Origin of the sequence: Paenibacillus sp. FSL M7-0656 (assembly GCF_038003225.1) — a bacterium.
In the GTDB taxonomy this organism is placed as follows: domain Bacteria; phylum Bacillota; class Bacilli; order Paenibacillales; family Paenibacillaceae; genus Paenibacillus; species Paenibacillus amylolyticus.
The window spans coordinates 135,244-157,986 of the sequence record NZ_JBBOOT010000001.1 but is presented as its reverse complement, the minus strand read 5'-3'; the positions used below and the strand labels follow the sequence as shown (position 1 = coordinate 157,986).

Annotated in this window: 14 protein-coding genes; 8 read left to right on the top strand and 6 right to left on the bottom strand. The window is 43.3% G+C overall.

Annotated elements, in window-relative coordinates:
- Positions 1 to 280: 280 nt before the first annotated feature.
- From MHI01_RS00630 to MHI01_RS00620, 3 genes are read right to left on the bottom strand one after another with little or no spacing between them, the layout of a single operon-like run.
- Positions 281 to 1,060, bottom strand: a complete 780-nt coding sequence (locus MHI01_RS00630; protein WP_340982264.1) for an NRDE family protein — start codon at positions 1,058 to 1,060, stop codon at positions 281 to 283.
- A 46-nt stretch (positions 1,061 to 1,106) separates the two neighbouring features.
- The gene (locus MHI01_RS00625; protein ID WP_076250139.1) at positions 1,107 to 1,406 is read right to left on the bottom strand and encodes a Dabb family protein; all 300 of its coding nucleotides are present in this window, start codon (positions 1,404 to 1,406) and stop codon (positions 1,107 to 1,109) included.
- A gap of 54 nt (positions 1,407 to 1,460) precedes the next feature.
- The gene (locus tag MHI01_RS00620) at positions 1,461 to 2,042 is read right to left on the bottom strand and encodes a TetR/AcrR family transcriptional regulator (RefSeq protein WP_076328505.1); all 582 of its coding nucleotides are present in this window, start codon (positions 2,040 to 2,042) and stop codon (positions 1,461 to 1,463) included.
- Positions 2,043 to 2,265: 223 nt separating this feature from the next.
- On the opposite strand from MHI01_RS00620, the gene MHI01_RS00615 reads away from it, so the two are divergent.
- The 3 genes from MHI01_RS00615 to MHI01_RS00605 all read left to right on the top strand — a co-directional run bounded on the left by MHI01_RS00615 (position 2,266) and on the right by MHI01_RS00605 (position 5,392).
- A complete protein-coding gene (locus MHI01_RS00615; protein ID WP_340905294.1) occupies positions 2,266 to 3,381 on the top strand; it encodes an NADH:flavin oxidoreductase in 1,116 nt (371 codons plus the stop codon).
- A 224-nt stretch (positions 3,382 to 3,605) separates the two neighbouring features.
- Positions 3,606 to 4,457, top strand: coding sequence for an AraC family ligand binding domain-containing protein (locus MHI01_RS00610; RefSeq protein ID WP_253501054.1), 852 nt, complete (start codon positions 3,606 to 3,608; stop codon positions 4,455 to 4,457).
- On the top strand, positions 4,454 to 5,392 hold the full coding sequence (locus MHI01_RS00605) for a DMT family transporter (protein WP_253501057.1): 939 nt from the start codon (positions 4,454 to 4,456) through the stop codon (positions 5,390 to 5,392). Before MHI01_RS00610 ends, MHI01_RS00605 begins: the two co-directional genes overlap by 4 nt.
- 70 nt (positions 5,393 to 5,462) lie before the next feature.
- On the opposite strand, the gene MHI01_RS00600 is transcribed toward MHI01_RS00605, so the two are convergent.
- Positions 5,463 to 6,164, bottom strand: coding sequence for a pseudouridine synthase (locus MHI01_RS00600; protein WP_340905295.1), 702 nt, complete (start codon positions 6,162 to 6,164; stop codon positions 5,463 to 5,465).
- 204 nt (positions 6,165 to 6,368) lie between these two features.
- Here MHI01_RS00600 and MHI01_RS00595 point away from each other — a divergent pair, with 204 nt between their 5' ends.
- From MHI01_RS00595 to MHI01_RS00575, 5 genes are all read left to right on the top strand, one after another.
- Positions 6,369 to 7,001 (top strand): DUF1963 domain-containing protein, encoded by a 633-nt coding sequence (locus MHI01_RS00595; protein ID WP_253501062.1) that lies wholly within the window; start codon positions 6,369 to 6,371, stop codon positions 6,999 to 7,001.
- 343 nt (positions 7,002 to 7,344) lie between these two features.
- Entirely contained in the window at positions 7,345 to 8,553 is a 1,209-nt protein-coding gene (locus MHI01_RS00590; RefSeq protein ID WP_253501065.1) for an MFS transporter, read from the top strand.
- Positions 8,554 to 8,642: 89 nt separating this feature from the next.
- Positions 8,643 to 9,881 carry an aspartate aminotransferase family protein gene (locus MHI01_RS00585; RefSeq protein ID WP_253501068.1) on the top strand — a complete coding sequence of 413 codons (1,239 nt, stop codon included), beginning with the start codon at positions 8,643 to 8,645 and terminating at the stop codon, positions 9,879 to 9,881.
- A 275-nt stretch (positions 9,882 to 10,156) separates the two neighbouring features.
- Positions 10,157 to 11,206 (top strand): zinc-dependent alcohol dehydrogenase, encoded by a 1,050-nt coding sequence (locus MHI01_RS00580; RefSeq protein ID WP_047843442.1) that lies wholly within the window; start codon positions 10,157 to 10,159, stop codon positions 11,204 to 11,206.
- Positions 11,207 to 11,277: 71 nt separating this feature from the next.
- On the top strand, positions 11,278 to 12,015 hold the full coding sequence (locus MHI01_RS00575; protein WP_340905297.1) for an HAD family hydrolase: 738 nt from the start codon (positions 11,278 to 11,280) through the stop codon (positions 12,013 to 12,015).
- 147 nt (positions 12,016 to 12,162) lie between these two features.
- Here MHI01_RS00575 and MHI01_RS00570 read toward each other — a convergent pair whose 3' ends face one another.
- Together MHI01_RS00570 and MHI01_RS00565 are read right to left on the bottom strand one after the other, a co-directional pair.
- Positions 12,163 to 12,345 carry a YjfB family protein gene (locus MHI01_RS00570; protein WP_036613510.1) on the bottom strand — a complete coding sequence of 61 codons (183 nt, stop codon included), beginning with the start codon at positions 12,343 to 12,345 and terminating at the stop codon, positions 12,163 to 12,165.
- 561 nt (positions 12,346 to 12,906) lie between these two features.
- Complete coding sequence (locus MHI01_RS00565; protein WP_340982263.1) at positions 12,907 to 22,728, bottom strand: amino acid adenylation domain-containing protein; 9,822 nt, start codon at positions 22,726 to 22,728, stop codon at positions 12,907 to 12,909.
- Between the last annotated feature and the right edge of the window lie 15 nt (positions 22,729 to 22,743).

Genomic DNA, 22,743 nt, shown 5'->3' with positions numbered 1-22,743 from the left:
AAATCATGTTATGTTGATTCACATTATATAAACTATTCAGGGAAGTTCCATGATTCATAACATAGAATTGTGATAAGAGATAAAGAGCCCAACTAAAATTGGGCGTGTTATACAAAAGGTGCTCTCAAACGGTTTATGTCGCGTTATATTAGTTGACACAGAAAAACGAAAATACTCTTCACACTCAGAAGAAGAGAAACATGAACTTTGGATTTAACTTCAGTGATTCATGTAAATTCATGTTAATGCATAATGTTAGAACATCATTTCTTTCATATTCTCAGCTTGTCGAGTTAAGAGGCTTGATGTTAAAACGTTGCTCCATTACCTCTCCGTTCTGGTGAACCCTCTCCGTAAACAACACTTCTTCTCTATTCATCAGAACAACGGATGAAGCTCTGGTTCCATAGTCGAATTTCTCACTTCTAACGAAGATCGGAGAAAGTAAACGTTCCCACTCCAATGGAACACCTGTATGAGGTAGATGCTCATCCACTGAAGGGTCTGCCATTTGCAGCAAACCTAATATTTGCTCTGTCAGGGTAGCTTCGTCCTCCCCTTGGATGATTTTCTCCAGCCCTTCTTTCCCACGTTTCACCTTGGGCCAATCTGTATTAATCAAGTGATTACTAATCCCGTATATTCCCGGTTTCAACTTCATCACAACATTACCCACATTAGAATAATAATAGAGGTCTTCAGGATCACCCACTAACAAATTGTAGCCAGGATAATCATTTTGACTTTGCTCCGCGTGTTGCATATACTGCTCAGGTGTGGACGTTCCCTTTAAAAAATCAGCAACCAGATCTCCTCTTGAGCCCTTGGCATGTATATCTTCATTTGGATCACGATAATTCGTAACAGCAGCCAGACGCCCACCTTTGGTTACGCCCATCCAGGTTCCCATTTTCGACAAATCCCGGCCAGCCAATATATGAGGATGGTCTTCCCAATAGTGTGCTTGAGCCGTAGGTCTGTGATAGAATTCATCCCTATTGGATCCCAATATAAGCGGATACTTTGGATGCATGTTATAAGCAAATAAAATTAAACACATGGGAATCTTCAACTCCTATATTCGTTAAACCTCTGATTTCGCGCCTTTATATAGCATAGTCAACTACAATTACATCTTCCACCCAACCATCGAGGGAAGCTACAAATGCCTGATGAGCAGGATGTGGACCATAGGCGCGCAATGCCTCTTGATCTTCAAACGTCACTCTCAATCCAATCGTGTAACCTTGGATACGATCCGTTTCTTCCGTTGCATTGATCCCTGCGGTCAGCCCGACAATCCCCGGGATTTGTTCCTGTAACGTGAGCAATTGATCCACCCATTCCTGCTGTTTAGCTAGTGTGGTTTTATCGTTAAATTTAAAAACAACCAAATGTTCAAACATCTTGTTATTCCTCCCATATCCATCCGAATATTAATGCAATTTCGTTAAATAAAGTTAATTCAACAATTCCAATCCACCCATCATATAAGGGACCACTCTGTTGGCTAATTCAGCCGGAGATTCCTGCCCGCCTTCAATATTCCATCGATACGTCATTCCATAGATCGACCAACTTAGTGTGGTTGCCGTAATTTTCAGCGTTTTGGGATCTACATCACCCGCTACTTTGCTCAATAATTCAAGAAGGAATTGCTCCAGTTGAGTCTTGATGTTCTCTTCAATAATTGGTGCAACTGTCTCATATTTTTTGATGCAACCATTACTTGAGACGTGATAATCACATAATGAAAATATAAGCTGCTGTATGGTTTCGGCTGATAACCGGGCATCCGGGTCCACTCTTTTCGTCACATATTCCATAAAAGCATCCGCTAAAAAGGCTTCAAGCAGTGCATATTTATCCTGAAAATGGGCGTAGAATGTAGCCCTGTTAATTGTGGCTTGTTCCGTAATGTTTTGAATCGTAATGCTGTTGAAATTTTTAATATTCAATTGGTTTAAAAACGCATCAAGAATTAATTGACGCGTGCGGATTACACGCGGATCATTCGAGTTTGGAGACAATACACCAGACATGTCCCAATCCTCCTTTGTACACAAAATATTTGGTTAGACTCCTTCATTATAGATAAGTGTTATTTGTTCAACAAGTGAAAGTAAGTGCAAAGACACCATACAATAATCCGTGTCTTTCGCTTAAGCAACAAAATGCTCCGATTGTTGGTTGAGCATGCCTATACACCTTGATAAGATTGCACTCGTACCCGCTTGAAGGTGCATAATAATGGAGGTGCTTAGTTTGAGTAATCAACAACATAACGTTATTTCTACGGAGCTTCTGTTCCAACCATACACTGTTCAAAAGTTAACCCTATCCTCGCGCATCGTCATGTCCCCCATGGCTCGTGCCTTCTCCCCGGATGGTGTGCCAGGTCCCGATGTAGCTGCATATTATCGCCGACGTGCCGAGCATGGTGTTGGACTCATTATTACAGAGGGTGCAACTATTGAGCATCCGTCTGCATCAAGTGAGCCTAGGCTCCCTCATATGTATGGAGAAGCAGCTCTTCACGGCTGGGCTGAAGTAGTCAAACAAGTCCATGAAGCTGGCGGCAAGATTTTCCCGCAAATTCTGCACTTGGGTATTACCCGCCCTTCTGGATCTCAACCTCACCCAGAAGCTGAATCTCTTAGTCCATCGGGAGTTGATATGGAAGGTACTCAAGTAGGTGCGCCCATGACGGAGGCAGAGATCGCAACTGTGATTCAAGCTTATGCAGATGCAGCAGCCAATGCACAAAGCATTGGTTTTGACGGAATTGAGCTTCACGGTGCACACGGTTTTCTGATCGATCAATTTTTCTGGAAAACAACGAATAGGAGAACAGACCGCTATGGCGGTAACCTACAGAAACGAACTCAATTCGCGGTTGAAGTTGTAATGGCAGTTCGTGCTGCGGTAGGTCCTGATTTCCCTATTGCAATGCGGATTTCCCAATGGAAGATGAATGATTATCAAGCCAGACTGTTCGACACCCCCGAACAACTGGAACAATTCCTTCATTTGCTGGTTGACGCAGGTGTAGATATCTTCCACTGCTCGACACGACGCTTCTGGGAGCCCGAGTTTGAAGGATCTGAGCTTGGATTTGCAGGTTGGGTGCGAAAGCTAAGTGGTCAAACCACCATTACCGTCGGTTCTGTGGGTATGCCAGATGAGCCTGAAGCAGGAGCAGATAAAACAACACATCCAGGTATGAGCGAGCTTATGAAGCGATATGAGCAAGAGGAATTTGATCTGGTAGCTGTGGGACGTGCACTCCTTGGCGATCCTGCATGGGCTGCCAAAATACGTGAAGGACGCGTATCCGAGATTCAAGCTTTTACACCTGAAGTACTCGCTACGTTACACTAAGAACAATTACTTATTGTTCCAGACATTTTTTTCTCCCCTATATAGGTTTGAACTCATGAATCAACTATACTTAGCAAAGGGCTCGCTTTCCCTCCGGGATTGCGGGTATTTTGTTTTTAGAGATATCTGTCCGACCAAACACTTCGAGCAATAGCAATATCATTCAAGAAAATTCCTTCTTTGCAACCTATAATGATCTTAACTTACCAGAAAGAAGGTGCATCATGACTCGGGAATTCCGGACTGTCGTATTTGATACCGATCTACAGCTAGAAGCTTATCAATTTGAAGGCATTATGCAGAAGTTTCCCAATCATTTTCATGACTATTATGTCATTGGATTCATTGAGGAAGGCAAACGACACCTCGTCTGCAACAACGAAGAATACATTCTGAATAGTGGTGACATGATTGTTTTTAATCCACATGATCCTCATGCCTGCGAACAGGTCGATGGCAGAACCCTCGATTATCGCTGTATCAATGTCCAGCCTGAGGTTATGCTAGATTATGCGAGAGAGATTACCGGACAAGCTTACTTGCCACGGTTTACATCCCCCGTTCTCTACCAAAGTGAACTTGTGGGTTCCCTGCACGAGCTGCATCAGATGATTCTGGAAGAGCAATCGGATTTCTGCAAAGAAGAATTGTTACTCTTACTACTGGATCAATTGCTGCGAGATTATTCGGATGCTGAACCACCTGTTTCCACACAGGATGTTACCTTGGAGATCAGACGCATATGTGATTACATAGAAGCTCATTACATGGAGAGCATCTCGCTGAACGAGTTAGCCGATTTGACGGAGATGAGCAAGTACCACCTGCTGCGTTTATTCACCCGCCAGAAAGGAATATCACCTTACCGTTATCTGGAGACGATTCGCATTAATCAAGCCAAACGTCTGCTGGAACAAGGTCTGCTTCCGATTGAAGTAGCCGCACAGACAGGATTCAGTGACCAGAGCCATTTCACGAATTTTTTCAAAAAACTGATCGGCCTGACACCCAAGCAATATAGACGTATCTTCAATCATGATTCGGAGTTGAAACGAACCTCCACTAACATCGTATGACAAGTCATCTTGATCATCAAAACACTAGAGCCTCTACCGGACATTTGCTCGCTTTGTTTACTATACTGATCTGGGGAACTACGTTTGTCTCGACCAAAGTTCTGCTGATTGACTTTACTCCAGTGGAGATTCTATTTTTCCGTTTCCTGATCGGATATTTGGTACTGTTATTGATTTATCCACGTTCACTGCGGATCGTCTCATTCAGAGAAGAATGGTTATTTATAGGAGCAGGACTATGTGGAGTAACCTTATATTTTCTTATTGAAAATATTGCTCTGGTGTACACAACAGCTTCCAACGTGGGTGTTATTGTCTCCATCGCCCCGTTCTTCACTGCCGTGCTCGCACACTTCTTCTTAGATGGTGAGAAGTTAACTCGCCGCTTCATTATCGGATTCGGGATTGCCTTGAGCGGCATCCTACTCATCGCACTGAACGGCAGTTTCATCCTGCAACTGAATCCGATAGGTGACCTGCTTGCTTTCATAGCACCTGCGGTATGGGCGATCTACTCTGTGTTAATGCGGAAAATTGGCGAGCTTCGTTATCACACCATTGGTACAACTCGCAAAGTGTTCTTCTATGGCCTGATCTTCATGCTGCCAGCTCTATTCCTGTTCGAATTCCATTGGGAACTCGGGCGCTTCACGAACATGACCAATCTCTCCAATTTCCTCTACCTCGGTCTGAGTGCCTCCGCGTTGTGTTTCGTGACCTGGAACCGGGCCGTAAATCTTCTCGGAGCTATCCAAACGAGCGTATATATCTATCTGGTGCCTGTCATTACTGTTGTGTCATCTGCACTGATTCTTCAAGAGCAGATAACCTGGGTGATTGTACTCGGAGCTTTCTTAACCTTATTTGGATCTTACATTTCAGAACAAAAAGGACACAAGCTTAACAACAAAAACACTAATCCGCATAGGGGTTAGTGTTTGCTTCATTTTTTACTGATATAACTGGACATCGTGGTTGACCACCGTTGGCATGAGCAGAAGTCATTCATTTTATCTCATTTAATTGAGACAGCAGAATCTCCAGTTCCTCTTGCTCCAGATGACGCCATTGCCCCCGCTCCAGTTGATCCAGCGTAATATTCATAATTCGCACGCGCTCCAGCTTGAGGACTCGGAACCCCAAGGCTTTGCACATTCTACGGATCTGCAGGTTGAGACCCTGTGTCAGAATAATACGAAATACATTGTCACTTTGCCTATACACTTCGCTGGGCTTGGTCACCACGTCCAGAATTTCAACGCCTTCAGACATGGACTTTACGAATTCGTCAGTTATGGGTTTGTCTACAGTCACTACATATTCTTTATCATGATTATGCTCCGAACGCATCATCTTGTTCACAATGCCTCCGTCATTCGTAAGCAAAATTAACCCCTCAGATGCCTTATCCAGCCTGCCTATCGCAAATATGCGAGAAGGATAATTCATAAATTGAATGATGTTCCCCTCCACATGTTCTGCTGCTGTGCAGACAATACCGATGGGTTTGTTCAGAGCAATGTAGACAGGTTCGCTGTCATTACGAGGAATCTGCTTGCCATCAATGAGTACCACATCGTGAGGTTCAACTTCCGCCCCTTTTTCACATACCCTGCCATTGATCGTTATGCGTCCAGCTGCAATTAAACGGTTCGTTTCCCTGCGGGAGCAGAATCCCGTTTCACTTATGTATTTGTTAATTAACATGTGTCACCGCTTCTCATCTATAGTATTGCCACTGGTGCTTAGAGTGCTGGTACGTTCATTCGCTTCGTGCAATCAGTTAGTACCTTGTACTGATTTTCATTCCACATCATCTCATTTATACTGAAACGAAGCAATGATTGGTTATATAAAAACACATACAACGTTACATAGGAATGCCAAAATACACTCTGGAAGGAGTTTCTCATGTACAAAGTTACTCGATTTACAGTTGACCCCGATGATCCAAACCAAGACTCTGGCATGTGGATTGGTGGAGAAACTGCATACATTTCCGACTGGCCTCTCAACCCTGAGGGGCAACCTTTATTGCATCTGTTCTCCATCAATTGCAATACACTTTCACAGCAGATCCATATCCCTTCTTTACCACAAGATAAATATATCTCGGTCTTCTCGACCTACTCCGCCTCCGAATACTTTCTGGATCAGGTAACCTATACGGGAGATGAACTGGAATGGAACGAGAATATTGTTGCCGGATGCACTTATGTCTCGGTATCTTCGCATCCACTCACTTCCGTATGTCCCGTTCCACCCATTCCGTTAAGCGGCGTACGTTTGATTGAAACGGAGTTAGACGAACGGGAGTTCCCTGCATTTTCATTTTTCTCTCCCACTGTACCAAACGGTGTGAAAGGAATTGACCATTTGCTAGAGGAACATCAACTGGTGTGTCAAATATATTCCGGAGATTTTCCTGAGCCTTATCGGGATATATTGGGTCTTCCCGATGCAAATGGTTATTTATTTTTGCGAAAGGGTCCCGCGTCTGCTCACGCACCATTCGATGGAATTTTCTTTGTACAGACTGCTTAAGAGCGATACGTAGAAGTCAGGTATCATCATATAAAACGGTTAATCAGAACGTTTCCCGTCTACCTAGACAGGGAACGTTTTTTTATATATGCACGTTTTACTATTCTCGATCAATACAGATGCCAAACCCTGTTAAAAGGTCATATGGATTGAATCATATCTACCCTTTCGACACGAAATCGTTTTAGAAAAAACTTAGCACGAGAAATATTTCTTTTCATCAAAATTTAACATTATTTTACAACAAAAAGCATGTACATTTGGACAATTATGGTATAAGTTATATATGAAATAAACATTAATTACATAATATAAAATTTTCACCCAACTAGGAGGCGGGCTTTTGAAAAGAATATTCGCTCTAAGCTGCGGTTTTTATCTGTTAATCGGCATAACCAGCGTTGTGCTCGGTGCACTTCTCCCTGTTTTATTGTCACATTATGAGCGCGGTTACAGTGATGGCGGATTTTTGTTATTTCTGCAGTTTCTTGGATTTCTTGTCGGTGTCATCGCAGCTCCTGCCCTGACAGCCCGTATCGGAAGAAAAGCGATGCTGACCCTAGCTCTGATCTGTATTGTAGCTGCTTATATATTACTCGGTTTTTTGCCATCCTGGTCTGTAGTTCTTCTTCTCACGATTATCGTAGGTTTCGGTTCAGGTATCATCGAACCCTCTGTAGGTGCATTCACAATCGAATTCACTGAGAATCAAAAGGCGGTCGCCATGTCCAAGCTGGATGTCTTCTTTGCTCTTGGAGCACTTCTCATCCCGGCTGTCGCTGCTTTATTCATCTGGATAGATCTGTGGCATCTTACTTTTTATACGGTGGCCGTGTTGTCACTGGTTCTCATGCTGCTGTGGATTACTATGCCCCGGCCAGCCGCACTGTATCTGGAACAGGCTGGTGAGAATACAGTGGCACATGCAGCAGGTAAAGCCCGATATTCGAGAAAACATCTGGGTCTGCTGACAATCTTCGTCATCTTCTTTTTCATCTACATGGGATTGGAACTGGGATTGATGAACTTCCTGCCCTCCATTCTCGTAGAACGATTGCACCTTCAGGAATCTGTCGCATCGCTGAGTGTCTCCATCCTGTGGATTGCGATGATCATCGGTCGTCTTTTCTCCGGGAAAATAGCGGAAGCCGTCAACTATATGCCATTCCTGATCTGGAGCACGGTTGGCACGCTTTTGTTTACGGTCGCTATGGTATTTGTAACTGGACAGTGGGCAACGTATGTGCTGATCTTCGGAACCGGTCTGTTCATGTCAGGGCTGTTCTGTATCGCACTAGTCTACGCAAATGTTCTGATTCCCGGTATGACCGAGCGGACAACCAGTATCCTGATCGCATCGGGTGGTATTGGAGGTGCCATCTTGCAGTATGTGACTGGATGGAGTATGAGTACAGGGCCTGTCGTGAATACGATCTGGATTTTGGCCGGATTCTGTCTGATCCTGCTGCTCACATTGATGATCTCTCATCTATGGACTGTAAAAAATAATGCAGTACGTGCTGCTCTCGCACAACATAGCAAGGAAATGTAAACATCGTTTCTTAAGGGAGGTGATGCCCGCATCATCCGGATTGTTGAGCTTCGTTCGAGCTAGTACACCATTATATTGGAGGAAATCGTATGCAAACTTTAACCAACAACCGCTTCATAGCCGGAAAAGGGATTAAGTTGATTGACGATTCAGGTGTTGAATACCTGGATGGCGTGTCGGGCACGTTCAATCTGTCACTGGGCTATAATCACCCACATGTTGTCAGCAAAATTCAGGAACAAGTCGGCAATCTGACGCATATGTCTTCCTCCTTCACTGAACCGTACGTAAATGAAGTACTTGATCACTTAATCGAATATGCTCCAAACGACATTAATGCCGGATGGATGCGGGATATCACTGGTTCAACTGCCAACGAATGTGCAACCAAAATTGCACAGAAGTATACCGAATCGACAGACATCATCAGCCTGTATCTGTCCCATCATGGGCAGACCCAATTTGCCACCGGGATTTCGGGAAATGCCTTCCGGCGGAAACGATTCCCCAATTCGGCTGTTGCTAACGCTGTCCATGTACCTGCCCCATACTGTTATCGCTGCCCATTCAAATCCTCAAATGGAGACTGCGACTATCAATGCGTTGAAGCTATATCTGATGCGATAGAATATGCAAGTTCCGGCTCAGTCGCCTGCATGATTATCGAACCTATTCTCGGGAATGGCGGCAATATCATCCCTCCCGCTGGATATTTCAAACGTCTGCGTAAACTGTGTGATGAGTACAATATTATTCTTATTGCCGACGAAGTACAGACAGGCATCGGTCGTACCGGAACCATGTTTGCCAGCGAACTGTTTGATATCCAGCCTGACATGATCACCCTTGCAAAAGGACTTGGCGGGATCGGCGTACCTGTTGCTGCGGTATTAATGCAATCCCGGTTGAATGTGCTCGAAAAGCACGAACACTCCTTCACCTCAGGAAGTAATCTGATCTCCGTAACTGCTGCCAAATCCACCTTGGAAGTGGTATCCGAACCCGGATTTCTGGATGCGGTGAAACGTAAAGGTGAAATTTTGGGTGAGTTGCTGCAAGAATTGGCTATGAAATACCCAAGTATCGGTGAAGCTCGTGGTGTCGGGTTAATGTGGGGGTTGGAGATTGTAGGTGACGGTAATGAACCGGATACGCTCAAAACCAATGCCATTGTTGACCGTGCTTTTACAGATGAGCATCTAATCTTGAGAAGTTCAAGATATGGATTTGGCAACGTTGTTAAGGTCCGGCCTTCCCTGACCACAACCGAAGACGAACTGGTTGAGATTGTGGAGCGGCTGGATTCAGTGCTCGCCAGCGTTAATTAAAACATTTCAATGCAACTGTTCGAAGTGGTCGTTTCGGTTACGAATCGTTCTTATGATCGCTGTTATCAACGGATTTTCTTGATTTCCCTTTCCCAAGGGAAAAATCCGTGGATAGCGTATGCTCCCGAAGTAGCTTTCTTTCAGAAAGCTTTGAGGCGAACGCTTCGCTTCTCCAGAATCGATTTCGTCCCCTTCACTACTTTCGTATCTTGTCAAAAACTGTTTAAGATGAATCGCTATATTTATATTTTATATAATTATAAGGAGGTTATATCATGCTTGCATTGGTATACAAATCGGCTTGGGATGTGGCTCTTGAGGAAAGGCCTGTCCCTGAAATTACAAGAGATTATCAGGTGTTGGTTCGTATTCGGGCGACAGGCGTATGCGGTACCGATCTCGGTATTGTCAGCGGCAAATATCATGCGGTTCCTTCTGTCATTCTCGGTCATGAGTCTGCCGGGGAAGTCATTGCTGTTGGCTCTGCGGTAACGACATTACAACCGGGCGACCGTGTTGTGATCGATCCTACCTACTATTGCGGACAATGTGACATGTGCAGAACAGGCAGACAAAATCATTGCACACACAAGTCTGTTACCGAGACAGGTGTGAGTGCTGACGGGACATTTACAGATTATTATGTGACCGAGGATCGTTTTTTGTACAAATTGAAGGACCATGTGAGCTATGAGGAAGCGACTTTGACGGAACCGCTCAGCTGTATGCTGACGGGGATTAATCAGATTCATCTACTGCCGAATTTCAGAACAATCATCCTCGGTGCAGGCCCGATTGGCATTCTGTACAGCTATGCGCTCGCTTCCAAAGGGGTTACCGGCTGTCTGGTTGACATCTCCGAAGAACGCTTGGCCATTGCTGGTTCTATTGCACCTGATCGTTGGGAAGTTCATTCATCCTTCGAAAATGCCATAGAATCACTGTCACCCGCAACCCATCAGGTCGATATGATTGTGGATACAACGGGCGTTGTGGGCACACAAGTGCTATCCCAGCTCGCCAGCGGCGGTTACCTGATGCTGGTTGGTCTGAGAGATGGAAACACATCCTTCAATCCCAAGGAAGTTGTGGACCGCAGTCTGAAAATCATTGGTTCCATCGATTCTCTGGGGACATTTGCTACCGCACATTATATGATTGAACAAGGGATTATTCCGGCAAAAAAAATCATCACCCACTCCTTCCCGTTGGAGGATTACGAAGAGGCTTTCCGCACACTTGGTTGCGATATTCAGGGACGCACACTTCAAGCCTCTTCACATGCCATTAAAGTTGTGCTGCAATCCAGCGGTTCCAGTTTCTAAAGTGGAAGGTTAACCATGAAAGGACTACATTAGAGATATATTTATACACAATCCTGGAGGAGGAATACAACATGGCAGCAAACCAAGAATCTAACGGACTGGGAGCGCCCAATGATGACATCATTCAAGCGGTCATTTTTGACATGGATGGTGTACTGATTGACAGCGAACCGATTTATTTTGAGATTGAGCGCAGCTCTTTTACCCATTTTGGAGCAAGGGTGACTGATGAAGAACATCATAACTATGTAGGAGTTACGCTGGAATCCATGTGGCAGCAGGTATTGGACAAACATCAGCTGACCGCTACGCTGGAAGAAATATTTGCTTATCATCAACATAATGTGATGCAAACGATGCTCGCCCATTCGAATCTGACGGCAATGCCTTCCGTGGAACGCTGGTTAAGCTGGCTGCATGAGCAACATATACCCATAGCCGTTGCTTCTTCCTCTCCACGTGCACTGATTGATTTGATCATGGACAAGACCGGTCTTGGACAATACTTTGAGGTGAGAATGACAGGTGAGGAAGTTACAAACGGCAAGCCGGCACCAGATATTTTCCTGACCACAGCTGAGATGATTGGTGCATCCCCGTCGAATTGTCTGGTCATTGAGGACTCGCGCAATGGTGTTCAGGCCGCCAAAAGTGCAGGCATGCGCTGCATCGGATATCGTAATCCGGGATCAGGCAATCAGGACTTGTCCAAAGCCGATCTTCAGATTTCCAGTTACGATGAGTTATGGACATTAAAGGATACACTGCCCTTTGAAGGCAGATTGCCAAGCTTGTCAAAGTTTCGCTGAGAAGATCGTAATAAAAAAGATCGTAATTTCGGAATGAGGATTTAGAAAAAAAAACAACCCAAACGGCTTCAATTCATTCGAATTGGAGCTGTTTGGGTTTTGCTTGCTGCAATGGGTATTACATGAGGACACATACTGTAATTTCAACTAAACCGAAAGATCGAGACTTCTACCCAGATTGGGATGAGGAGCAGGCATTGACTTCAACATTTCCGCCATCTGCTGGCCTTGCTGCTGTGCCATGTCTTTTGTAATCGACATCACTTGCAAGCTTGCCGACTGCACTACTGAAGCTTGGCTCATCGCCATTGATAATGCTGCAATATCCATGTTCTGCACTCCTTTCACTTTCTGATTACATAGATGTACTTATTATATATCGGTCAGTAGAGAGGAATTGTTAAAAGGTCGATCAAAATGTATACGGAGGATTCTTTCGTTTCCACGATCTGTTGAATGAACATCCGCAATTTCAATAGTTGATCTGCCACGTTGGTGACATCACAATGTTGATCCGACCACCTAAGATGCTTTATTTCTCCATCTACAGTAATTTTCCAGCTATCATCATTAACGGAGCATAAAAAGGGGATGCCATAAGTCATGAGCATGACTGAGGACACCCCTTATTAAGGTTATTTTATTCTAATGAACCTGGCACACGCTATTCGCTCTGATTTGCACAGGTCTGTGGTGTAACGAATCACAGAGACATTATTTCGTCGATTGGGTCGTTTTTTAGGTTCTGACACCCTGATATGATGAAATAACGTTACTGAGGTTCGTTAAAGTTTGCCATTCACATCGAATCTACCTCTTAAGACGCGTCAGATTTGTTAGCGCTTTGAGTGAGGAGGAAACTCACTTTTGGAGCGGCCCATTACTTGTGCATTAATAACTGTTCGACGTACTCAACGCAAGTTCGTTTATTTTAACTTCCGGGTTACTTACCACCTGTTGAATCATGGAAATAAAGTGTTTTTGAATCTGTTCAACGGTAGATGGGTCATACACATTGGCATTGTACATCAATATGATCTTCATATTTTCATGAGGCTTGACGATCAAGGTAAAATCAAAACTATTGTGTTCTGTACCCCCAACATTCATAATCTCAAGCGGTGTTTCACCTTTCTGACCCAGACTCTCCATTCGGTTCTCTACCGGGAAGTTCTGATATACAACAACATGGTTAATCAGAGATTGTTTTTTCTTGGTCAGATTTTGAATATCATATAACGAATACGTATCATATGCATGTGACTCCACAGCTTGTGCCTGATTCCTTTTCATTAGAGATATAAATGACTCATCGACCTGAGCCTGGATCCGAACAGGAATTGCATTAATAAATAATCCAATCATGCTTTCGATCCCAGGAATGACAGGCGGTCTGCCCGATACCACACTTCCGAATACAACATCGTTGCTTTCATTGTATTGCTGCAACAATACACCCCAGACCGTCTGCACTAACGTATGGAGAGTAACATGCTGCTGTTCCGCAATCTGTTTCATTTGCTCGATTAGTACATCATCCAAATAACAGTTTAACGTTCTGGAATCCTGTCTTTCATGTTTCGGTTTGATTTTTTCTCCAGGCAATTTCGTTTGTCCTTCATAACCCTTCAGGTAATGAGTCCAATACGTTATTGCACCTTGATGATCTTGCTGTTCCAGCCATTCAATGAATTGACTATATGGGGTTAATAGAGTCACTTGAGGCTTTCTATTTTCCCGAATCGCAAAATAATTCTCAAATATCTCTTTGCTTACCAGAGACATACACCAGCCGTCCATCAAAATATGGTGAAAACTCCATATGACGCGGTATTCCTCATGGTTTGTTCGTAAAACAGACATACGTATTAGCGAATCTCGTTGTAAGTCAAATCCTCTTGCCTTGTCCTGCTCGATATACTCGTCAACATACGTTTTACGTTGCAGCTCACTTGTGCCAGCTACAACTTCATAGTTAAATTCAAATTTCTTCTCTTGATACACAATTTGAAGAGGGATGTCCACGAAATCACTGTAAAAATTAGTTCTTAATATCGCATGCCTTTGCATTAATTGATCCAAACTTTGCGCAAAAGAGGCAACATTCAAATCTCCATGCATATCAAACATGATTTGTACAAAGTAAGCGCCCGAAATTGGATTCCGTTCACTTTCGTACAACATTTCCTTCTGTAATGGTGTAAGTGGGTACACATTTTCAATTCGGCCGATGTGCCCAGTTTGCTCCACGATTTGATCCAATTGATCAATGGTTAATGACTTGCATGAAATATCACTTGGCGTCAGCTCGGTTTGTTCCTTCGTTACACAATGTTCAACGACTCTATTAAGACCTTCCTTATAGAGAAAAGCCAATTGCTCCATCGTTTCCCGGCGATATTGTTTTGAACTATAGTTAATGGACAGCGACAACCGCCCCTCTGTAACAATGCCATTGATATTCAGCACAAATGGTCTCTTGTTGTTTTCACTTACAGATGGCCCGCTGGAATAATGCGAGAATTTAATGCCATCTTGGCCCGAATCCTGATTCACCTGTCCCATATAGTTGAAACTAATTTCGGGATTTTTCTCTAACTTGAATCCTTCATTTCCATGTGACAAATACCTCGAAATCCCGTAACCAATGCCCTTGGTTGGGATCTGGCGCAGTCCTTCCTTGACGGTCTTAATCTTCCTTGATAAGTCAGCCCCGGACTCCATCGTAATCATAACGGGGTACATACTCGTAAACCATCCCACTGTACGCGTAATGTCCAGCTCTGGCAGGATGTCTTCTCTACCATGCCCCTCCAGATTTACGAGGATTTCTCCCATGCCTGTCCAATCATGAACAGCCATTCCTAATGCCGTTAGCAATATATCATTAATTTCCGTATGGTACGCATGATGTGTTTGCTTTAATAATTGCTCGGTTTCCGCTGCGGTCCAATGAATGGTGATCGTTTCACTATCTTTGCCAATCGTCTCATCACAATCCATATCTTTAGGCAGCGGGCTTAGCTGGGCCTGCTCCACTCGACTCCAGTATTGATTGTCTTGCTTCATCGCCGGGCTGTCTGCAAACGTCGACAATTGTTCTGCCCATTGTTTAAACGAGGTCGTTTTTTGAGGAAGCCGAATTTCTTCACCTCTCAAGAACTGATCTTGCCCTGTCTGAATATCTTCATATAAAATACGCCATGAAACCCCGTCTACCAACAAGTGATGGATGGCAATAAGCAGGTGATCCCCTTCAGCACATTGGAACAAACCAAGTTTGATCAAAGGTCCGTAAGACAGATCCATACCACTCTGAATTTCTTTTGCTTTATTTTCAATGAACGATGCATGATCTGCTACTGTTTTGAGGTCAACGATTTCAAGGCTGTATAATCCTTCTTCGTCTGCCCCTCGGTTCCACGCTTCATATCCGCCTTCAGGAGCTTGTCGATAAAGGATGCGGAGAGCATCATGCTGTTTCACGATCTTATCCATGATGCTGTGAATAAAGCGAACATCAAACCCTTTTTCACGAAAGAACATCATTTCCTGATTGTAATGATGTGCGTCCACCATATTTTGATCAAAGAACCAGCGCTGAACAGGTGTCAGCATCACTTGCCCCGTAACTTCCCCTTGGTCAGAAATAGTGCTCACAGATGTCACGTGTTCACTCAACTCCGCTACTGTCGGATAGGTGAAGAAATGCTTCATTTCCACTTTATACCCTGCTTGAAGCAGTCGTGAGGAAACTTGAATACATTTAATCGAATCGCCCCCGAGTTCAAAGAAATGATCTGATGTGCTAACCTTTTGAACACCAAGCACAGCTTCCCAGGCAGCGACGATTGCTTGTTCTACAGCGTTCTGCGGCGCCATATACTCGGTCCCTTTTTGCATATGTTCTTGTGGAGATGGCAATGCCTTACGGTCAACCTTCCCATTGGAAGTTAACGGTATATGCTCTAATTGAACAAAATAAGACGGGATCATATAATCCGGAATTTCATGAGATAATGCCATTCTGATTTTCTTCGCTGTCAGTGAGCTGTCGCCTTTCCAATACGCACACAACTGCTTCGAACCATCCTTATGCTCACGGGCAATAACGACTGCTTCCTGAATGGAGTCTATTTGCAAAAGCGCAGTTTCCACTTCGCCAAGCTCAATTCGGTAACCGCGAATTTTCACTTGATGATCGATTCGTCCCAGATATTCAATATTTCCATCCGGCAGCCATCTTGCGGCATCTCCTGTGCGATACATTTTCCCTTTTGTAATCGAGGGATGATCAACAAATTTCTCTGCGGTTAAATCAGGCCGGTTCAGATAACCTCTGGCAAGGCCCTCACCTGCTACAACTAATTCTCCCTGAACACCGATCGGTTGAATGCGCTGGTGTTTATCCAAAATATAGGTCTGCAACGTTGGGATTGGTTTTCCAATATTGCTCTTTCCAGCATGTATTTCAATGTCGGTTATTTCCTTATACGTTACATGAACCGTTGTTTCGGTTATTCCATACATATTAATTAACTGGATAAATGGATATTTCAGCTTCCATTCTTTCAATAACACGGGATTGAGGGCTTCTCCTCCAAAAATCACTTTTCTTAATTTCAGATCTGCTGCATGACCTGCCAGTTCTTCCTGAAGAAGATGATAGAAATACGTTGGCGTTTGATTCAATATCGTCACTTGCTCGTTTTTTAACAATTGTAGAAATTGTTCCGGACTTTTTGCCGTCATTTGAGGTACGATAACCAGTTTTCCGCCATAGAGCAATGCCCCGTACATTTCCCATACCGAAAAATCAAAACAAAAGGAATGGAATAATGTCCATGTATCTGATGCATTAAAATCAAACAAATTTTTACTATTGAACAACAATCGCACCACATTTTTATGTTCAATACATGTCCCTTTTGGTTTACCTGTCGTTCCTGAGGTATAAATTACATATGCCAGGCCTGTTGGTGTAGCAGTCATTCCCAAATTGGAATGATCTTCATGATAGGACTCAAGTAGATCCAGGCAAACGACCTCTCCTGCAAAAGAGATGCGTTCTTGCAAATGACTTTGCATTAATAATACATGTACACCCGAATCCTCAAGCATGTAGTTTATACGATCCTCCGGATATTCAGGATCAATCGGCACGTATGCGCCACCCGCTTTCAAAATCGCAAGGATTCCTACAACCATGTCTAGCGAACGATCAGCGATGATCCCGATTAACTGATCATTTTGAATGCCTTTAGCCTTCAACGTTCTTGCCAATTGGTTGGCTTTCTCGTTCAGCGTTTGATAGGTTAAATGTCGATCATCATATACAACCGCAACGTTTTCGGGAGTTCTTACTGCTTGTTCCTCAAACAGTCCATGAATCGTCTTGTCCATTGGGTATTCAGCCATAGAATCATTAAAATGTTCCAAAATTTGTGTTTTTTCCTGTGTTGTCGTCAAGTCAATGTCATGGATAGGGATAAGCGGATTGTTGACCACTTGCTCCAGCATTCGAATCAAATGCCCTTGAATGCGTTCTACGCTTGCGCGATCATAGACGTTAGCATTGTAATAGAACATGCATTTCATCGATTGGCCTGGTTTAATAATCAGGTTAAAGTCATAATTTGTTTGTTCATCTGCTTCTACATTCGTAATCCGAAGAGCTGTCTCTTCCTGATCCCCAAACTGTTCCATAATGCCCTGTACAGGATAATTTTCGAATATCAGGATATGATCAATCAAATTTTGCTTTTGCGATGTTTCCGCCTGAATCTCGTATAACGGATACGTGTCATGTGGATGCGAAGCCACAGCTTGTTCCTGATTCCGCTTCATAACCGCTGCAAATGTCTCGTTACCTTGAGTCTGAACGCGTACAGGAATGGTATTGATGAATAAACCAATGATTCGCTCAACTCCAACAATCGCCGCAGGTCTGCCCGACACCACGCTTCCGAATACAACATCCTCACTGCCGTTATATATCTGTAGCAATATTCCCCAGGCTGTCTGCATGAACGTGTTCAGCGTCACCTGATTCTGACTGGCCACTTGTGCGAGCTGTCCGGTTAATTCCTGACTAAGTGTACAAATCATATGCTCTGAATGATATTCATCACTCTTCGTAATTGAATGTTTTTTTGGCAAAGTGGTCTGCTCATCATAACCTTGCAGATAGTCACGCCAGTATTTCAGGGATTCTTCATGATCTTGGTTGTCCAGCCATTCAATATAGTGTTTGTATGGAATCGTACTCTTTGCCTCCAGTTTTCGTTGTTCCTGAATAGCAAAGTATCCATCAAACAACTCCTGGATTACAAGAGACAGGCACCAGCCATCCATCAAAATATGATGATAATTCCAAATGAAACGATAGGTTTGGTCATGCGTTTGCAAGATCGAAATACGCATTAACACATCCTGAGACAGGTCGAAACCTTTTATTTTATCTGCTCTTGTATATTCTGCCACGTATGCTTCACGATCTTTTTCATTCATCTCACGCAAATCTTCGTATGTTAGCCCATTCCGTTTATGACGGTATACCACTTGCAGAGGTCCATTATTCCATTTGCTATGAAAATTTGTTCTGAGAATCGAATTACGCTGCATCAACTGATCCAGACTCTTCGTAAATGCTTCCACGTCTAACGGACCATGAAGATCCAGCGTAGTTTGAAGGAAATACGCTTCCGATTTTGAATGAAGCAAATGATGAAAGAACATTCCATTTTGCATCGGTGACAAAGCATATATATCTTCGATTTCACCAATGTGTTCCGATTCTTGAACAAATCCTTCTAATTCTTCAATGGTAATTCCTTTTAACGTTAGATCACTTGGTGTACATTCCGGCTTCTCTTTTGTCACACAATGCATCACGATTTCTTGCAGATGATCTCTAAAATATGTTACCGCTCGCTCCATCGTTTCTTTTTGATATTGGGTGCGACTATACCGAAGGGACAACGTCAATTTGCCTTCCACAATTAAGGCATTCATATCGATAAGAACATTTCTTCTGTGATTGTCGCTTGCTGTTGCTCCGCCTGGATAGGGAGAGATCTGCATCCCGCTATTCTGAAGATCCTGATCAAATTGACCCAAATAGTTAAAGCTAATTTCAGGATTCAAGGTAAAGGGCGTTTCTTGCTGATCTGCACTTAAATATCGTAAAATACCATAACCAATCCCTTTTTTAGGGATTTGACGAATCATTTCTTTGTTTGTTTTGATGAAAAGAGACATATTTGAACTTGCTTCCATATCAAGTACAACCGGATACTGGCTCGTAAACCATCCGATCGTTCGTGTAATATCGAGATCCGGTGAAATTTGTTCTCTTCCATGTCCCTCCAGATTGACCAGCACTTTATCCATGCCCGTCCATTGGTGAATAGACATGCCTAATGCATGGAGCAGCAAATCGCTAATCTCCGTTTTATACGCACGATTCGCTTGTTTTAATAATTGTTCCGTTTCTGCCGCTGACCATTCCATCGTGATTTCTTCGCTGTCTTTTTCCAGTGCATGATCCGCTTTAAAATCTGTAGGTAACGGCTTATAGCTTGCTTGTTCAATTTCATTCCAATATGCAATCTCTTGCGTTATCGCATCACTGTTCGCATACAACTGAAGCTGTTCTGCCCATAATTGGAATGAAGCCGTTTTTTGCGGTAGTTGAATCGATTCTCCATCACTTAATTGTTCATATCCTCTGGATAGGTCTTCAATCAAAATTCGCCATGAAACCCCGTCGATGACGAGGTGATGAATAACGATGAGTAAATGATCTCCGTCTGCACATTGAAATACGCCCAGCTTCATCAAAGGTCCACGTTCCAACGTAAACGTGCTTTGCATTTCATTTGCCTTCTTCTCGATTTCTCGAGACGGATCTGCTAATGACTTGAAGTCCATCACTTCAAGTGTATATAAGGATTCCCTTGCCAACCCTTCATTCCACGCTTCATAACCCTGTTCTGTAAGACGATATACTGTACGAAGTGCATCATGATGCTCACTCAATTTATCGAATACACGGCGAAGTGTGACTTCATGAAAACCTTCTTTCCGGTACAACATCACTGACTGATTATAATGATGGGCATCTACCTTGTATTGCTCAAAAAACCAATGCTGGATTGGAGTCAGCATCACTTTTCCAGTGATGATTCCCTGTTCTGACAGGGTACTTATGGGTTGAACATAGGGAATCAAGCTTGCTATGGTTGGATTTTTAAACAAATGATCCATCTGCACCTGGTAACCTGCTTGATATAACCTCGAAGAAACTTGAATGGATTTAATCGAATCTCCTCCAAGCTCGAAGAAATTATCCAAAATCCCAATGTTCTCTACCCCAAGTACCTCTTCCCAGATCGATACTAGTTGTTGTTCCACCATCGTTCGGGGTGCTTCGTACTCCATGCCCTTCAACATATGTTCTTGGGGAGCAGGCAGCACTTTGCGATCGACTTTCCCGTTAGACGTGAGCGGCATCTGATCCAGCTGTACAAAATAGGACGGAATCATGTAGTTTGGCACTTGCTGGGACAGCGCCTCCCGCAGTTCCCCGATGGTGATTACGTCCTTCCCTACCAGGTAAGCACATAATTGTTTGGTTCCTGTTTCATCTTCTCTGGCTATGACGATGGCCTCTTTTATCTGGGTACTATTTAGAAGAGCCGTCTCCACTTCACCAAGTTCAATCCGGTGTCCACGAATTTTCTCTTGATGATCTACCCTTCCTATATACTCTATGTTCCCATCGGGCAGCCATCTTGCGAAGTCACCTGTCTTGTACATTTTTGCTCCCGAAACAAATGGATCATCCACGAATTTCTCCGCCGTCAGATCTGGACGGTTCAAGTAACCTCTGGATAACCCTGCTCCGGCTACACATAATTCTCCCTGAACTCCAATAGGCTGCAATTCATTCCGTTCTCCTAAAATGTAGACTCTATTGTTCGCAATAGGCTTCCCGATTGAGATATTTTGACCTGACGACTTGATCGACAGAACTGTGGATACAACACTATTTTCAGTTGGACCGTATTCATTACACACTTCGATGCGTGGATTGATGCGCTGCAATTTGTGTATTAAGGCAGGAACAATCTTCTCTCCCGCAGCCACCACATTTTTCATGGATGCCCAATCTTCCGCGCTTACTTGTTCCAATAGGGTCATCAAGAAACTGGGTGGACTTTGGATGTGCGTGATTTGCTGTTTTTTGACCATCGTATTGATGGCTAGAGCATCTTTACACTGTTGCTGGTTTAACAAATACACTGTCGAGCCAGATATCATCGGACCAAAGAAATGAGTAATAAATGAATCAAAAACGAAAGGATTCAGCATTAATACCCGATCATCTCCGGTAAAATGATAAAAATCCGATTTCCATTGCAGGGAATTCACAATGCTGGCATGTTCAATCATTACGCCTTTGGGATGACCTGTTGTTCCAGACGTGTAGATCATATATGCCAAATCACTGGAGATCGCTCCATCGTCCAAATTTAAATGATCCTCATAATGATTTATTTCAGAATCCAGAATGACACATGTCCCTGCAAAATGTTCAGGCTTCTGTATATGACTTTGATGCAGCAACCAAGCCACTTTTGAATCCTCAAGGATATAGTGAATACGATCTGCCGGATATTCCGGATCGATTGGGACATATGCCCCGCCAGCTTTTAGAATACCGAATAAACCTATGATCATCTCAAGTGAGCGCTCTGCCATAATGCCAACGAACTGACCCGCCTGTACCCCCTTAGCTTGAAGCAATCGGGCCAATTGGTTGGATTTTTGATTTAACTCTCTGTACGTTAACTGTCTATTCTCAAATAAGACTGCCGGATGGTCCGGTGTTCGTTCCACCTGTTCTTCAAATAATTGATGCATCGTCTTGTTCTGTGGATACTCAACCCTTGTATCGTTAAAGTCATATAACAGCTTGTTTCGATAAAACTCTGATAACATATCAACTTGACTTAACTCCAGATCAGGTTGGTTTAGAACTACGGAAAACAATTGGTCAAGATGCTCTACAATTTGTACCATATAATCGCGATCATAACGATCATCATCATAAACTAATCTTAACTGAATGAAGTCGTTCTCGAGATCAAAGTGGAACATTGTCGCCGCTTTTACGTTATTTTCATCAAGGGCAGGATGAATTTCATTTAACGAAACCAAGGTATGAATTAGAGGTACATGGTTCGAATCATACTGAACATTTAAACGTTCAACCATTTTTCTGAAAGGGATTCGTTGATGCTGAACGGCTTCAGTTAAACTTGCCTTCACTTGATTAAATACGGATTTGAATGACATCACATGATTGATATTATTTTTTAAGATAAGAACCTTATTCGAGAGCGATAGATCATTGTTCTTTTCTTCCATCGTTGGTATACCAATAATCATCTTGGTTTCATTCGTGTATTTATATAACAGACACTGAACTCCCGTTAATAAGATCGTATAGATCGCCATAGGAGCATTTCGCGACATGGACTTGATTTTATGTGAAACATCGGCTGACAAAGACTTATATATATCATTCTGGTGCTGCGTATCGTCTGGGTGTTTGGAGGTTGTCTTGCAATAAGGCAAATGAACAAGATGATCATCATCTTCAAATCGGCTTGCCCAATACGATTCCTGTTTCTTGAAAATAGACATACGGCACCCCGATCA